13 protein-coding genes are annotated in these 15,383 nt (G+C 73.4%); 9 read left to right on the top strand and 4 right to left on the bottom strand.

Annotated elements, in window-relative coordinates; genetic code table 11:
- Positions 1 to 4: 4 nt before the first annotated feature.
- A complete protein-coding gene (locus tag ACFZDL_RS38190) occupies positions 5 to 307 on the top strand; it encodes an exodeoxyribonuclease VII small subunit (RefSeq protein WP_353587403.1) in 303 nt (100 codons plus the stop codon).
- A 188-nt stretch (positions 308 to 495) separates the two neighbouring features.
- On the opposite strand, the gene ACFZDL_RS38185 is transcribed toward ACFZDL_RS38190, so the two are convergent.
- Complete coding sequence (locus ACFZDL_RS38185) at positions 496 to 1,035, bottom strand: DUF4245 domain-containing protein (protein ID WP_353588114.1); 540 nt, start codon at positions 1,033 to 1,035, stop codon at positions 496 to 498.
- A 171-nt stretch (positions 1,036 to 1,206) separates the two neighbouring features.
- Here ACFZDL_RS38185 and glpX point away from each other — a divergent pair, with 171 nt between their 5' ends.
- Positions 1,207 to 2,238, top strand: a complete 1,032-nt coding sequence (gene glpX, locus ACFZDL_RS38180) for a class II fructose-bisphosphatase (protein WP_353587407.1) — start codon at positions 1,207 to 1,209, stop codon at positions 2,236 to 2,238.
- A gap of 115 nt (positions 2,239 to 2,353) precedes the next feature.
- Here the strand turns inward: glpX and ACFZDL_RS38175 are convergent, their stop codons facing one another.
- Entirely contained in the window at positions 2,354 to 2,710 is a 357-nt protein-coding gene (locus ACFZDL_RS38175; protein WP_014176756.1) for a WhiB family transcriptional regulator, read from the bottom strand.
- Between the two features lie 149 nt (positions 2,711 to 2,859).
- A complete protein-coding gene (locus tag ACFZDL_RS38170; protein WP_353587409.1) occupies positions 2,860 to 3,552 on the bottom strand; it encodes a DUF1707 domain-containing protein in 693 nt (230 codons plus the stop codon).
- 191 nt (positions 3,553 to 3,743) lie between these two features.
- On the opposite strand from ACFZDL_RS38170, the gene ACFZDL_RS38165 reads away from it, so the two are divergent.
- Positions 3,744 to 5,429: a fumarate hydratase gene (locus ACFZDL_RS38165; protein WP_353587411.1), complete on the top strand. Its 1,686-nt coding sequence runs from the start codon at positions 3,744 to 3,746 to the stop codon at positions 5,427 to 5,429.
- A gap of 73 nt (positions 5,430 to 5,502) precedes the next feature.
- Here ACFZDL_RS38165 and ACFZDL_RS38160 read toward each other — a convergent pair whose 3' ends face one another.
- Positions 5,503 to 6,555, bottom strand: a complete 1,053-nt coding sequence (locus ACFZDL_RS38160; protein WP_353587413.1) for a chitinase — start codon at positions 6,553 to 6,555, stop codon at positions 5,503 to 5,505.
- A gap of 204 nt (positions 6,556 to 6,759) precedes the next feature.
- Here ACFZDL_RS38160 and ACFZDL_RS38155 point away from each other — a divergent pair, with 204 nt between their 5' ends.
- From ACFZDL_RS38155 to ACFZDL_RS38130, 6 genes are all read left to right on the top strand, one after another.
- Positions 6,760 to 7,152, top strand: coding sequence for a hypothetical protein (locus tag ACFZDL_RS38155; protein WP_353587415.1), 393 nt, complete (start codon positions 6,760 to 6,762; stop codon positions 7,150 to 7,152).
- Positions 7,149 to 9,428: a glycosyltransferase gene (locus ACFZDL_RS38150; protein WP_391193531.1), complete on the top strand. Its 2,280-nt coding sequence runs from the start codon at positions 7,149 to 7,151 to the stop codon at positions 9,426 to 9,428. The genes ACFZDL_RS38155 and ACFZDL_RS38150 overlap by 4 nt, the downstream gene beginning before the upstream one ends.
- An 81-nt stretch (positions 9,429 to 9,509) precedes the next feature.
- Entirely contained in the window at positions 9,510 to 10,916 is a 1,407-nt protein-coding gene (locus ACFZDL_RS38145) for a class II fumarate hydratase (RefSeq protein WP_353587417.1), read from the top strand.
- 57 nt (positions 10,917 to 10,973) lie between these two features.
- The gene (locus ACFZDL_RS38140) at positions 10,974 to 11,687 is read left to right on the top strand and encodes a DUF402 domain-containing protein (RefSeq protein WP_353587419.1); all 714 of its coding nucleotides are present in this window, start codon (positions 10,974 to 10,976) and stop codon (positions 11,685 to 11,687) included.
- A gap of 305 nt (positions 11,688 to 11,992) precedes the next feature.
- Positions 11,993 to 12,655 (top strand): class I SAM-dependent methyltransferase, encoded by a 663-nt coding sequence (locus ACFZDL_RS38135; protein ID WP_353588117.1) that lies wholly within the window; start codon positions 11,993 to 11,995, stop codon positions 12,653 to 12,655.
- Between the two features lie 57 nt (positions 12,656 to 12,712).
- The gene (locus ACFZDL_RS38130; RefSeq protein ID WP_353587421.1) at positions 12,713 to 15,226 is read left to right on the top strand and encodes a SpoIIE family protein phosphatase; all 2,514 of its coding nucleotides are present in this window, start codon (positions 12,713 to 12,715) and stop codon (positions 15,224 to 15,226) included.
- Positions 15,227 to 15,383 lie beyond the last annotated feature (157 nt).

Below are 15,383 nucleotides of genomic sequence, written 5' to 3'. Positions count from 1 at the left end.
CGGCATGGCAAAGACCCAGGAGAGGGACGTGAAGGCGGAGAAGTCCGAGGCGGGGCAGGCGGCCGGGGACCCGGCCGGCGCCTCCGCGCTCGGCTATGAGCAGGCGCGCGACGAGCTGGTGGAGGTGGTGCGCCGCCTGGAGGCTGGCGGGACGAGCCTGGAGGAGTCGCTTGCCCTCTGGGAGCGCGGCGAGGAGCTGGCGAAGGTCTGCCGCCGCTGGCTGGAAGGCGCCCGGGCGCGGCTGGACGCGGCGCTGGCCGAGACGGCGGAGGGGGACGACGGCGGGGCGGACGGGGACGAGCGGTGACGCGAGGTGACACGAGGGCCGAGGGGGACGGCGGGAGCTGACGGGCGGCGGGCCTGGGGGCGGCACGCGCGCTTCGGGCTGCTGCGAGCTGTGAGGGGGAGCACCCGTCGCCCCCGCCGGTCATGGTCGTACTGGTCCGCTCGGCCGAGGCCCGCGAGCGTCCCGGGCGGGCCGGAAGGCCGTCGCGCTCAGCCCTTCCTCGCATCGAGCGCGGCAGCCATGTCCGTCAGCTGTCCGAACGACGCCGTGCCGGTGACCACCGTGGTCACGCCCGGCTCCGTACGCACCAGCGCGTCGTACTTCTCGCCCTCGTAGCGGACCCACTCCTTGCCGTCGATCCGCTGCGTCTTGTCCGTCTTCTTCGCCTGCTGGGTGACATCGGCGATGTACGGCCCCGCCTTGGCGTCGCTCTGCTCGACCGCGACGTAGTCCTCCTCCGGGGTGAGGAAGCCGAGGTGCCAGGCCGTGCCCTCCGCCTGCGACGACGCCGCGGGCCCGTAGGTCACCGAGGTCGCGCGCCAGCCCTTGGGCAGGCTGCCGGCCTCCGGCGCTGCCACCGGGTACGGCGCCGCGCGCCGGGCGGTGATCAGCTCTACCCTGTAGTCGACCGTCTTCAGCGGATTCTTGCTGTCGTCGTGCGGAATGGCGAAGACGTAGATGCCCGCTGCGACGACGCCTATGGCCGCCAGCGACAGCACCATGTCCCGCACCGTCTCTTTGCCTCGCATACCTGCCACGCCCCCTATCGTCCCTCATGGCAGTCGTGCTCATGCGTGGGGCCCTCTGCTCACATTCCTAATCAGCGGATACTGTGCTTTTCGGGGGGCTGTCCCCGGCTCACCCACAAAGCACGAATCACCCTCACATCCGGCCGTCGCCGTACAGAAAGGTGCGATCCGATGACCGAGCATCATCTGCCGTCCCAGCTGGAAGTCAGCCCCGAGGCCCCCGACCGCAACCTGGCCCTGGAGCTCGTCCGGGTCACCGAGGCCGGTGCCATGGCCTCCGGTCGCTGGGTGGGACGCGGCGACAAGAACGGCGCCGACGGCGCCGCCGTGAAGGCCATGCGCTCCCTCGTCCACACCGTGTCGATGAACGGTGTCGTGGTGATCGGCGAAGGCGAGAAGGACGAGGCGCCCATGCTCTTCAACGGAGAGCGCGTGGGAGACGGGACCGGCCCGGAGTGCGACGTGGCCGTGGACCCGGTGGACGGCACCACGCTCACCGCCAAGGGCATGGCGAACGCGGTGTCCGTCCTGGCCGTCGCCGAGCGCGGCACCATGTTCGACCCGTCCGCGGTGTTCTACATGAACAAGCTGGCCACCGGTCCCGAGGCGGCCGAGTTCGTCGACATCACCGCGCCGCCGGGCGTCAACATCCGCCGGATCGCGAAGGCGAAGCGGTCCAGCCCCGAGGACGTCACGGTGGTCGTGCTCGACCGGCCCCGGCACGAGAACATCGTCAAGGAGATCCGGGAGGCGGGTGCCCGGATCAAGTTCATCTCCGACGGTGACGTGGCCGGTGCGATCATGGCGGCGCGCGAGGGCGCCGGCGTGGATCTGCTGCTGGGCATCGGCGGTACGCCGGAGGGCATCATCGCGGCCTGCGCGATCAAGTGTCTGGGCGGCACGATCCAGGCCCAGCTGTGGCCCAAGGACGACGAGGAGCGGCAGCGCGCGATCGACGCGGGCCATGACCTCGACCAGGTGCTCGAGACGGACGACCTGGTCAGCGGCGACAACGTGTTCTTCGTGGCCACCGGCATCACCGACGGCGATCTGCTGCGCGGGGTGCGGTACCGCGCGGAGACCGCGACCACCCAGTCGCTGGTGATGCGCTCCAAGTCGGGGACCATCCGGCAGATCGACTCGGTCCACCGGCTGTCCAAGCTGCGCGCCTACGCCTCGGTCGACTTCGACCGCGCGCGCTAGCCGCACCGCCGGTACGTCCCTACGGACGGGCCCCTCCTCCCCGGCGGGGCCCGACTCCCCCCTTTGATGGCTCGGTTCTCCCCCAGCTGGGAGGTGCCCCGGGGGCGTTCGCGAGTCAGCCGGCGGCCGCCACCCGCACGGCGCGCTGCAGCTCCGCCTCGCGGCGCCGCCGGCGGGCCAGTACGACGCGGCGCTCGGCCGCCGTCAGCCCGCCCCACACCCCGTACGGCTCCGGCTGCAGCAGGGCGTGCTCGCGGCACTCGACCATGACCGGGCAGCGCGCACAGACGCGCTTGGCGGCCTCCTCACGCGACAGCCGCGCAGCCGTGGGCTCCTTCGAGGGCGCGAAGAACAGCCCGGCCTCGTCCCGGCGGCACACCGCCTCCGAGTGCCAGGGGCCTGCCTGATCCCGAGCGGGGATGCGCTGCGGGGGCACGGCGGCGTCCAGCAGGGGCTGATGCGGTTGCAGCACGGTCTACTCCTGACGACGGCTCCGGTGGTCACCCTTGCCCGCCTGGCCCGCACGGCCCCTTAGCACCCCCATCAGCCGTACGAGAGACGATGCACCAAGCCTTACCCGCTGTGCGCGTGCTTATGCACACCGTTGCCCCGGCCGAGAATTCAATATGAACGTAGGTTCTTCAGGCGTTTTCCGCGCTTGCGTTTGACCTCGGCACCGCCGAAGAAAGCGAATCCCCGCACCACGACGGCCGGGGCCTCCGGATCCGGCGCCTCATACGTCTTGATGTCGAATCCGCCGAAAATGCCCCCGCCGTTGCCGCTGACCGTCACGTTTTCGGGGACCTTGATCTCGACTCCGCCGAAGATGGCACAGACGTTGATGACGACCTCCCGATGCTCGAACAGCGCCTCGGTCAGGTCGATTTCGACGCCGCCGAACAGCGCGAAGGCATGGGTGGTGCGCCTGACCCGCCAGCGGCCCCTGCGCACCGCGCCACCGAAGACGGCCGTCAGGTTGTCGGAGGCGGGGAGGGCACGGGGCCCGCGCGGCCCCAGGTCGCCCGGGACCGGCACCGGGGCGGCGGCGCGGCCGGTCCCCGCGGCCGCGGGCAGATCGCGGACCAAGGGGTCCAGCTCACCCACGGTCTTGGCCCGGTAGACCGCGTCGATCCGCTCGGCGTGCTCCTCGGGGTCGAGCCTGCCCTCGGCCAGCGCCTCGCGCAGGATGTCCGCGATCCGGTCGCGGTCCGCGTCCGAGGCGCGCAGCTCCGCGGCGGACACGGGCGCGGGAGCGGGCACCGTCGCGGGCACGGGGTCGGTTTTCGTCAGAGGCACCGGCTGCTGCTCAGTCACCCGGCCAGAGTACCCAGTCGCGATGTATCGCGACTAGGGGTCGTGGCGAGTCGGCGGACGGAGTCCGGCGCGGCCGGCCGAAGGGTTCGTATGCCCGACCTCACAGGTCCGGCCCATCCGCCCCGTTCTACGCTGGTGTGCGCTGTCGACGAAGTCAGCCGTAGCCCCGTCGAGTGAGGAATGGCCAGGCCATGCCCCCTGTCTCCCAGCCCGCCCACCCAGCGTTCGCCTATTCGGACCTGCTGCCCCTTGGTGAAGACACCACGCCGTACCGCCTGGTGACCTCCGAGGGCGTGAGCACCTTCGAGGCCGGCGGGCGTACGTTCCTCAAGGTCGAGCCGGAGGCGCTGCGCAGGCTCGCGGCCGAGGCGATGCACGACATCTCGCACTATCTGCGCCCCGCGCACCTCGCCCAGCTGCGCCGCATCCTGGACGACCCCGAGGCCAGCCCCAACGACCGCTTCGTCGCGCTTGACCTGCTGAAGAACGCCAACATCGCGGCCGCGGGCGTGCTCCCGATGTGCCAGGACACCGGCACGGCCATCGTGATGGGCAAGCGAGGGCAGAACGTGCTGACCGAGGGCGGCGACGAGGAGGCCCTGTCGCGCGGCGTGTACGACGCGTACACCAAGCTCAATCTGCGCTACTCCCAGATGGCCCCGCTGACCATGTGGGAGGAGAAGAACACCGGCTCCAACCTGCCCGCCCAGATCGAGCTGTACGCGACCGACGGCGGCGCGTACAAGTTCCTCTTCATGGCCAAGGGCGGCGGCTCGGCCAACAAGTCCTTCCTCTACCAGGAGACGAAGGCGGTCCTCAACGAGGCCTCGATGATGAAGTTCCTGGAGGAGAAGATCCGCTCGCTGGGCACCGCGGCCTGCCCGCCGTACCACCTGGCGATCGTGGTCGGCGGCACCAGCGCGGAGTACGCGCTGAAGACCGCGAAGTACGCCTCGGCGCACTACCTGGACGAGCTGCCCACCGAGGGCTCCCCCACCGGTCACGGCTTCCGCGACAAGGAGCTGGAGGAGAAGGTCTTCGAGCTGACGCAGCGGATCGGGATCGGCGCGCAGTTCGGCGGCAAGTACTTCTGCCATGACGTACGGGTGGTCCGGCTGCCCCGCCACGGCGCCTCCTGCCCGGTGGCCATCGCGGTCTCCTGCTCCGCCGACCGCCAGGCGCTGGCGAAGATCACGCCCGAGGGCGTCTTCCTGGAGCAGCTGGAGACCGACCCGGCCCGGTACCTGCCGGAGACCACCGACGAGCACCTGTCGGACGACGACGTGGTGCGCATCGACCTCAACCGGCCGATGGACGAGATCCGGGCGGAGCTGACCAAGTACCCGGTCAAGACCCGGCTCTCGCTCACCGGCCCGCTGGTCGTCGCCCGCGACATCGCGCACGCGAAGATCAAGGAGCGGCTGGACGCGGGCGAGGAGATGCCGCAGTACCTGCGCGACCACGCCGTCTACTACGCGGGCCCGGCCAAGACCCCCGAGGGCTACGCATCCGGCTCCTTCGGCCCGACGACGGCGGGCCGCATGGATGCGTACGTGGAGCAGTTCCAGGCGGCCGGCGGCTCGTACGTCATGCTGGCCAAGGGGAACCGCTCCAAGCAGGTCACCGATGCCTGCCAGGCGCACGGCGGCTTCTACCTCGGCTCGATCGGCGGCCCGGCGGCGCGGCTGGCCCAGGACTGCATCAAGAAGGTGGAGGCCCTGGAGTACGCGGAGCTGGGCATGGAGGCGGTCTGGAAGATCGAGGTCGAGGACTTCCCGGCGTTCGTCGTGGTCGACGACAAGGGGAACGACTTCTTCACCGACCCGGGCCCGTCCCAGCCCTTCGTCAGCAGCATCCCGGTCCGCCCGGGAGCCTGATCGCACGCGCCCGGCCGGACGCGGCGCCGCCCGGACGCGGCGCCGCCCGGACGCACCGCCCGGCCGGGTCCGCTCAGCCGGCCAGCACCGCCTCGAACGCCCCCGGGCGCTGGGCCACACCGCTGCAGGCGGGGTCCGGCCCGGGGGCGCCCTCGCCCGCGGGGCACGGGCGGTCGCGCTCCGCGGACCACATGGACAGCCGGCCGATCCCCTTGGCCGCGGCGAACCGGGCGAGCCCGGCGGCGTCCTCGAGCGTGAAGACCTCTCCGGAGACGTCGTTGACCCCGATCATCGGGGTCACGGTCAGCGTTTTCCAGGCGTCGGCCTCGGAGAGGCCGAGGACGCCGCGGATCCGGCCGTGGGCGTTGATGGCGGCCTGGACGGCGTACCGGCCCATGTCGCCGGTGTGCTCGCCGCCGTAGTTCATGGCCATGATGTTCACGCCCGAGACGTCGACCCCCTGGGCCCTGGCGTCCGCGAGCAGGGCGCTGCTGTCGTCGGTCAGGCCGTAGGGCATGGCGGGCAGGGTGAAGGAGACCTCAAGGCCGGGGCGGGCGCGCTGGAGCAGCGCGATGGCCCGCGCCCGGCGGGTGGCGGAGACGGGGTCGGCGAGGGTGGCGCCCTCGATGTCGAAGTCGGCCTTGGTGAAGCCGTAACGGTCGATCACCGAGGCGTAGGCGGTGGCGAGTTCGGGCACCTCGGCGCAGGCCGTGGCCAGCTCCCGCCCCGCAGCGCCGCCGAAGGAGACCCGTACATCGCCCCCGGCCCGGCGCACGGCGGCGATCCGGGCCGCCAGGGTCCGGTCGGCCAGCGGGATCCCGCCGTCCCAGACGGGGACGCAGCCTCCGCCCGCGATGACGAACCCCAGCGTGAACTCCCTGACGCCGCGCGCCGCGGCCGCGGTCATGTCGTATCCGGTGGCCGCCCAGGCGCTGACGTACGGCACCAAGGGGACCTCGGGGCGGGGAGCGGGCGAGGGGGCGGGTGAGTGTGTGGGCGGGTGCGCGGTGGGGGACGCGAGCCGCGGGGGTGGCCGCTCTCCTCCGGCCCATACGGCGACGGCGGCGCAGACCGCTGCGGCGAGGGTGGTGCAGCCGCCCAGGCGCAGGGTGGAGATGGCCCTCACGCGATGTGCTCTCCTTCCGTACGGGAAGCCGGGCGCGGGCCGCCGGATGCCCTGTGCTCCCCCGGCCCGCCGGGAGGCGCCCCCGCCGCGGCGCTTCGGCCGCCATTCCAAGCTCGCACATCGAACGAACCGTCATGAGCTATGACACACCGCACCGTTTCCCTATATCCGGAAAATCCTATTTGCTGCATTAGCCTCTGGCTCATGGACCCTCAGTCAGACGTGGCCGAGCGCACGCCGGCGCGCCTCCTCGCCGCGGACGACGCCACGGCGGGGCCCGTGTTCGTGGACCTCTCCGGGCGCCGTGCCCGCCTGCTGCGCCAGGCGGGCGTGGTCGCGGGGGCCGCGGTCATCGGATACACGGCCCTCCTGGGAGCGGGTTTCTCGGGCGGCACCGCCGTCGCCCCCGACACCCTGGCCCCCGGCGCCGCCGCCGACCGGGCCGACCGGGACGCGAAGGACGCCCGGCGCGGCCGCCCCCCGACCCGTAAGCCCTCCCCCGGCAAGCCCTCGGCCCGTACGCCCTCGGCCGGGGCCGGAGCCGACCGGCACGCCGGCGGCCACGCCGACCGCCGGACGGGGGCCGAGGCGCGATGAGCGGCGGCAGGCAGCCGAGGCTGCCGCGCCCGCGCCGCCGCAGGCACCCGGCGGCGCCGCAGACCCAGGCCCAGGGCCAGGCCCGGGCCCGGTCCCGTTCCCGGCCGGTGTCCCGCCGGGTGTCCCGGCGCGCGGTGTCCCGGGTGGCCGCCGCCGGGCGGCACGCCCTCCCCCGGCTGCGCATGGTGCTCGGCGTGGCCACGCTGGCCGCGCTGGTCTGCGGGATGCTGCTGGACGGCTATCTGCACGCCGAGGTCGGCAACGACGCCCGGGTGCACAGCTCGTACCACGCCTACGACGTCCCCCACCGGGTCCGCACCGGCGGCCCGGTGCTCACCTTCGACGACCACGGCAGGCCCACCGGCCACCGCATCCCGGCCCGGACCATCGCGCTGACCTTCGACGACGGCCCGGACCCCCGCTGGACGCCGAAGATCCTGAAGGTGCTGCGCGAACACGACGTGCCGGGCACCTTCTTCGTGCTCGGCCAGATGGTGGTCCGCAACCCCTCCCTGGTGCGCCGGATCCGGGCCGACGGCCATGAGATCGGCGTGCACACCTTCACCCACGCCGACCTCGCCTACCAGGACAGCGACCGGGTGGACCGCGAGCTGGCGCAGTCCCAGCTGGCCCTGGCCGGCGCGGCCGGCGTCAACAGCTCGCTCTTCCGCGCCCCGTACGCCTCGACGCTCGGCGCGCTCGACGACCGGACCTGGCCGGTCCAGCGGTATCTGGGCGACCGGGGCTACATCAGCGCGTTCATCGACGTCGACAGCCGGGACTGGCAGCGCCCGACGGTCGAGCGGATCGTCCGCAACGCCACCCCCGCGGCCGGGAAGGGCGCCGCCGTGCTCTTCCACGACGCGGGCGGCGACCGCTCGCGGACCGTCCGTGCGCTGGGGACGTACATCGAGCGGATGAAGGCCAAGGGCTACACCTTCACCACGGTCACCGGAGCGCTCGGCGCCGAAGCCGCCGTCCACCCGGTCGACGGGGCGCGCGTCTGGCAGGGCCGGGCCCTGATCTGGGCGGCGGCGCTCACGCAGATCGCCATGCCGTGGCTGGCCTGGCTGCTGGCCGTGGTGGGCCTGGCGGTGCTCGCCCGGCTGCTGATGATGGTGGTGCTGGCCTGGTGGCACCGGCGCGCCCGCGACCGGCGCCGCTTCACCTGGGGCCGGGCGGTGGACGAGCCGGTGAGCGTGATCGTGCCCGCGTACAACGAGAAGGAGTGCATCGCCAACACGGTGCGGTCGCTGGCCGCCAGCACCCATCCGATCGAGATCCTGGTCGTCGACGACGGCTCGACCGACGGCACCGCCGATATCGCCCAGGCCCTGGACCTGCCGAACGTACGGGTGCTGCGCCAGGAGAACGCGGGCAAGGCCGCGGCCCTCAACCGCGGCATCGCCGAGGCCCGCTTCGACCTGATCGTGATGATGGACGGCGACACCGTCTTCGAGCCCGGCACCGTGCGCGAGCTGATCCGCCCCTTCGCCGACCCGGGCATCGGCGCGGTCGCGGGCAACGCCAAGGTCGGCAACCGCGCCGGGCTGATCGGCGCCTGGCAGCACGTCGAGTACGTGATGGGTTTCAACCTCGACCGGCGGATGTACGACCTGCTGCGCTGCATGCCCACCATCCCCGGCGCGATCGGCGCCTTCCGCCGCCGCGCCCTGCTGGACGTGGGCGGTATGAGCGCCGACACCCTGGCCGAGGACACCGACGTCACGATCGCCCTGCACCGGGCCGGCTGGCGCGTCGTCTACCAGGACAGCGCCCGCGCCTGGACCGAGGCGCCCGGCACCCTCGGCCAGCTGTGGCGGCAGCGCTACCGCTGGAGCTACGGCACCATGCAGGCGCTGTGGAAGCACCGCCGCTCGCTGGTCGACCGCGGCCCCTCGGGGCGCTTCGGCCGGGTCGGGATGCCGCTGGTGGTCCTCTTCCAGGTGGTCGCGCCGCTGTGCGCACCGCTGATCGACCTGTTCACGCTGTACGGGGCGGTCTTCATCGACCCGGTGAAGGCGCTGCTGGCGTGGTCGGCGCTGATGCTGGCGCAGCTGCTCGGCGCGGCGTACGCCTTCCGGCTGGACGGCGAGCGGTACCGCCCGCTGCTGGCGCTGCCGCTGCAGCAGATCGCCTACCGGCAGCTGATGTATGTGGTGCTGCTGCACTCGTGTGTCACCGCGGCGTCCGGCGCCCTGCTGCCGTGGCAGAAGCTGCGCCGCACCGGCGAGGTGGACTCGCCCCGCACGCCGGCGCCCAAGGCCGTACGGTGACCCGGCTCACGCGATCACCTGCGCGGAAGCGGGAACACGGCGGGCGGAGCGGATGCTGTTCGTGGTGGAGGTGGGTCTTCCATGACCGACGAGAAGTTGTCCGAGGAGAAGTACCGCGTCGAGCACGACTCGATGGGTGAGGTGCGGGTGCCGGCGCACGCCAAGTGGCGTGCCCAGACCCAGCGGGCGGTGGAGAACTTCCCCGTCAGCGGGCAGCGCCTGGAGCGCGCGCACATCGAGGCGCTGGCGCGGATCAAGGCCGCTGCCGCCACGGTCAACGCCTCGCTCGGCGTGGTCGACGCCGAGGTCGCGGAGGCGATCGCGGACGCCGCGGCGCAGGTCGCCGAGGGCCGCTGGGACGAGCACTTCCCCGTCGACGTCTTCCAGACCGGCTCGGGCACCTCCTCCAACATGAACATGAACGAGGTGCTGGCCACCCTCGCGAGCGAGCGCCTGGGGCGCGACGTCCACCCCAACGACCACGTCAACGCCAGCCAGTCGTCCAATGACGTCTTCCCCTCCTCCATCCACATCGCGGCCACCGCGGCCGTCACCGCCGATCTGATCCCGGCGCTCGACCACCTCGCGGCGGCGCTTGAGCGCAAGGCCGCCCAGTTCGCGGACGTCGTCAAGGCGGGCCGTACGCACCTGATGGACGCGACGCCGGTGACGCTGGGCCAGGAGTTCGGCGGCTACGCCGCCCAGGTCCGCTACGGGGCCGAGCGGCTGCGCGCCGCGCTGCCCCGGCTGGCGGAACTGCCGCTGGGCGGCACCGCCGTGGGCACCGGCATCAACACCCCGCCCGGCTTCTCCGCCGCCGTCATCGCCGAGCTGGCCCGCTCGACCGGGCTGCCGCTCACCGAGGCCCGCAACCACTTCGAGGCGCAGGGCGCGCGCGACGGCCTGGTGGAGACCTCCGGCCAGCTGCGCACCCTCGCGGTCTCCCTCACCAAGATCGCCAACGATCTGCGCTGGATGAGCTCAGGGCCGCGCACCGGGCTCGCCGAGATCGCCCTGCCCGATCTGCAGCCCGGCTCCTCGATCATGCCGGGGAAGGTCAACCCGGTGATCCCCGAGGCGGTGCTCATGGTCGCCGCCCAGGTCACCGGGAACGACGCGACCGTGGCCTGGGCCGGGGCGGCCGGGAACTTCGAGCTCAATGTGATGCTCCCGGTCATCGCCAAGAACCTGCTGGAGTCCGTCCGGCTGCTGGCGGCCGCCTCCCGGCTGCTGGCGGACCGTACGGTCGACGGGATCACCGCCAACGTGGAGCGCGCCCGCGAGTACGCGGAGTCCTCCCCCTCGGTCGTCACCCCGCTCAACCGCTACATCGGCTACGAGGAGGCGGCGAAGGTGGCCAAGAGGTCGCTGGCCGAGCGGAAGACCCTCCGCGAGGTGGTCCTGGAGTCGGGGTACGTGGAGCGCGGGCTGCTGACCCTGGAGCAGCTGGACGAGGCGCTGGACGTGTTGCGGATGACCCACCCGTAACGCGGTGTTGCGGTACAGGTCACGGCGTGGTGCCGCCGGCCCACCTAAGATCTGCTCATGACAGCGGACATCGTGGAGACGACGGGGACGGCGGACACCGCTCGATGGGCGCCGGGGGACCACATTCTGTGGCGCTACCGCGCCAACGCCGAGACGAACATCCACATCTGTCGCCCCGTGACCGTCGTCCGGGACACCGCCGAGCTGCTGGCCGTCTGGCTCGCGCCCGGCACCGCCTGCGTCAAACCGCAGCTCACCGACGGCACCTCGGTCCACCACGAGCCGCTGTCCACCCGCTACACCAAACCGCGCACCACCGCGCTGTCCACCTGGCTGGGCACCGGCGTCCTCAAGCTCGCCCGGCCCGGTGAGCCGTGGTCGGTGTGGCTGTTCTGGGAGCACGACTGGCGGTTCAAGAACTGGTACGTGAACCTGGAGGAGCCGCGGCTGCGCTGGAGCGGCGGCATCGACTCGGAGGACCACTTCCTGGACATCGCGGTCTACCCGGACCGCAGCTGGGAATGGAAGGACGAGGACGAGTTCGGCGAGGCCCAGCGCGTCGGCCTGATGACCCCCGAGCAGGCCGAGCGCGTACGGGCCGCGGGCCGGGCCGCCGTCGGTCTCATCGAATCCTGGGGAGCGCCGTTCCGGGAGGACTGGGAGAACTGGCGTCCCGACCCGGCGTGGACCGTCCCCGCGCTGCCGGCGGACTGGCGGCGGCCGGCTGTCCGTACCGACCGGTATCGCACGTCGGCGCACTCGAGGTCCTGAACCTCTTGCTGCGCCCCAGTGTTTCAAACGTAGGATCGTCGTCCGGAAGACTGCACTCGTGAAAACCAGACAGCGGCGCAACTCACGAATGAGGCGTGACATCTGACGCGGTCACAGGAGGGGGCGGAGACGTGAGCGGTGAGGGAGGCCGGCACGTCCACGGCGCGGGAGACGGGGGGCCGGTGACGGTGGCGGAAAGCCCGGAAGGTCCAGCGGGCACAGGCGGCACAGGCGGTACGGACAGCGCGGACGGCGACGGCGACGACTACGCCGACGACTACGAGGGGTTCGAGGACTTCGACCGCCTGGCGCTGGACCGCAGCGGACAGGCGGAGGCCTTCGACGCGATCGGCGACCGCTACGACGAGGCGTTCCCGCACAAGGACGGGCAGCTCGCGGTCGGCCAATGGCTGGCCGACGCCCTCACGCCCGGCTCCCGGGTGCTCGACGTCGGCTGCGGCACGGGGCTTCCCACGGCCCGTCAGCTGGTGGACGCCGGACACGAGCTGGTCGGCATCGACATCTCCCCGGGCATGCTCAAGCTGGCCCGGAGCAACGTCCCGACCGCCACCTTCCACCAGGTGGACATCGTCGATCTGCGCTCCGGCGGCCGCTACGGGCCCGGCGGATCGCGGGACCTGGGCGAATTCGACGCGGTCGTCGCCTTCTTCTCGCTGCTGATGCTGCCCCGCCCGGAGATCCCGTACGCCCTGCGGGCGCTGCGCGGGCTGCTGAGACCCGGCGGCCTGCTGGCCCTGGCCATGGTCGAGGCGGACGTGGACGACTTCGCGATCCCGTTCCTGGGCAACTCGGTGCGGGTATCCGGTTACCTGCGGGAAGAACTGCGGCGGGTCGTGCAGGACGCGGGCTTCGAGATCACCGGGGAGGACTCGCACTCGTACGCCCCGGCCAGCACGGACGTACCACCCGAGATCCAGCTCTATCTGCACTGCCGACGACGTGTCTGACACTCGGTGCGCCCGGACGAACAGGGCGCATGGCCCCGGACGGATGGAAACCCACGCGTGACGGAGCACCCCACCTCCCACAACGAGCGGCAGGCCACCAGCCAAGCCGCCGCCTCGGGTTCGCCCGAGGACGCGCACGGCGCGGTCCCGGACCCGCGGACCGCCGTGCGACGGGCCGCCGCCCCCGGCCAGGAGCCGGACGGCGGGCGACCACGTCCCGCCTTCCCCACGGCCGGACCGGCGAGCGGCCCGGACTCGGGCCAGGGCCCGGCCGCGGACCCCGGCTCCGCGGCCGCCGAGCCGGGTGCGGCCCGCCCGCGCGGCCAGGCCACGCCCGAGGGGCGGCCCGCCGAGGGCCGGCGCCGGGGCCGCGGCCAGGGGGCCGCGCGGCGCGACGGCGGCACGGCCGGGCAGCGCGGTGGCGGTACGGCGGGGCGGCGGGGCGGGGCGGGCTCGGACCGCCGGGGCCAGGCGGCCGGCGATTCGGCCAGTGACGCGGTAAGTGAGCACCCGGCGCAGCCGGAGCACGGCACACCGGAGGGCGAGCCTGTGTGGGACGCGGACCACAATGCCGCCAGGGGCGCGGCACACCGCCCCGGGGGACGGGACGGCGATCCCGGCCCCGGCACCGAACCCCCGGCCGCGGGGAGCGACGGCACGGGCGGGCGGCGCGGCCGTGACGCCCGGAGAGCCGCCCGGCGCGGCCCTGCCGCGGGCGAGCACCCGCCGGCCGAGGCGGGCGACGCCCGGGCCGCGGCCGAGGTCGGCTATCGCACGCCCGAGGGCGGAGCGCCCGCGGCGCCACCGACACCACCGCCGGGCAGCCCGCTTGCCGCCGAGGCGGCCGCCGCGCGGGACCGCAGCGGGGACCGGCTGCGGTTCGTCGGCGCGGCGACCCGCCGGATCGCGCGCGGCATCGACCTGGACGAGATCGTGCTGGGCCTGTGCCGGGCCACCGTGCCGACCTTCGCCGACGCGATCCTGGTCTATCTGCGCGACCCGCTGCCGGTGGGCGACGAGCGCCCGGTCGGCCCGGTCGTGCTGCGGCTGCGCCGTACCGACCGCATCCCGCTGGACCCGGACACCGAGAGCGGGCGGCTGCCGCTGCTGCCCTCGCAGCCGGACCTGTCGCCCGCCGTGGGCGGCGGCCCGGCGGCCGAGCTGTGCGAGGTGGAGGCGGGCGGCCCGCTGAACGAGGTGCTGCGCGGGGTGCGGCCGGTCTTCGGCGACTCCTCGGCCGCCCGGGCCGCGCTGCCCGAACTGCTCGGTGAGCACACGTCGGTGGCCACGGGCCAGCGCACGGTCCTGGCGCCGCTGCGGGGGCGGCGCCGGGTGATCGGCGCCGCCGTGTTCGTACGCCGCCCGGACCGGCCGCCGTTCGAGCCGGACGATCTGCTGGTCGCCGCCCAGCTGGCCACGCACACCGCGCTCGGCGTCGACAAGGCGGTGCTCTACGGCCGCGAGGTGTACATCGCCGACGAGCTGCAGCGCACCATGCTGCCCGACTCGCTGCCGCAGCCCACGGGTGTGCGGCTGGCCAGCCGCTACCTCCCGGCCGCCGAGACGGCGCGGGTCGGCGGCGACTGGTACGACGCGATCCCGCTGCCCGGCAACCGCGTCGCGCTGGTGGTCGGCGATGTGATGGGCCACTCCATGACCTCGGCCGCGATCATGGGTCAGCTGCGCACCACCGCGCAGACCCTGGCCGGGCTCGACCTGCCGCCGCAGGAGGTGCTGCACCACCTCGACGAGCAGGCCCAGCGTCTTGGCACGGACCGCATGGCGACCTGCCTGTACGCGGTCTACGACCCGGTCGCGCACCGCATCGTGGTCGCCAACGCGGGCCATCCGCCGCCCCTGCTGCTGCACCGCGGCGGCCGCGCGGAGGTGCTGCGGGTGCCGCCCGGCGCACCGATCGGGGTCGGCGGCGTCGACTTCGAGGCGGTCGAGCTGGACGCGCCCGCGGGCGCCACCCTCATGCTCTACACCGACGGTCTCGTCGAATCGCGGATGCGCGATGTGTGGACCGGGATCGAGCAGCTGCGCGAGCGCCTGACGGCGACCGCCCGGCTCACCGGCCCCAACCCGCCGCCGCTTGAGCCGCTGTGCGACGAGGTGCTCGACATGCTCGGCCCGGGCGACCGGGACGACGACGTGGCGCTGCTGGCGGCCCGGTTCGAGGGGATCGCGCCCAGCGATGTCGCCTACTGGTTCCTGGACCCCAAGGCGCAGACGGCCGGGCAGGCACGCCGGCTGGCGCGGCGGGCGCTGGCCCGGTGGGACCTGGACGATCTGACCGACGCGGTGGAGCTGCTGGTCAGCGAGGTGGTCACCAACGCCGTGCGGTACGCGGAGCGGCCGGTGACGCTGCGTCTGCTGCGCACGGACGTGCTGCGCTGCGAGGTCGGGGACGATGTGCCGCAGCTGCCCCGGCTGCGGCAGGCCCGGCCGTCCGACGAGGGCGGGCGCGGGCTGTACCTGGTCAACCGGATGGCGCGGCGGTGGGGCGCGACGCGGCTGAGCACCGGCAAGGTCGTGTGGTTCGAGCTGGCGATGCCGCCGCGGTCCTGAGCCACGCGGCCGTTGTCGGCACATCACGCGGCGGTGGGGGGGGGGCCCCCGCCCCCCCCCCCCCCCCCGGGGGGGGGGGGCCCCCCTTGCCCGGCGAGTTGGTGGGCGGGCGGGCCGGCGACTGGGGCGGGCGGGGGGCGGGGGGCGCCGGGGCGGT

The organism is Streptomyces sp. NPDC007917, from assembly GCF_042959105.1.
Taxonomy (GTDB): domain Bacteria; phylum Actinomycetota; class Actinomycetes; order Streptomycetales; family Streptomycetaceae; genus Streptomyces.
The sequence above is the reverse complement of the archived record's forward strand: the minus strand, read 5'-3'. Positions and strand labels throughout refer to the sequence as shown.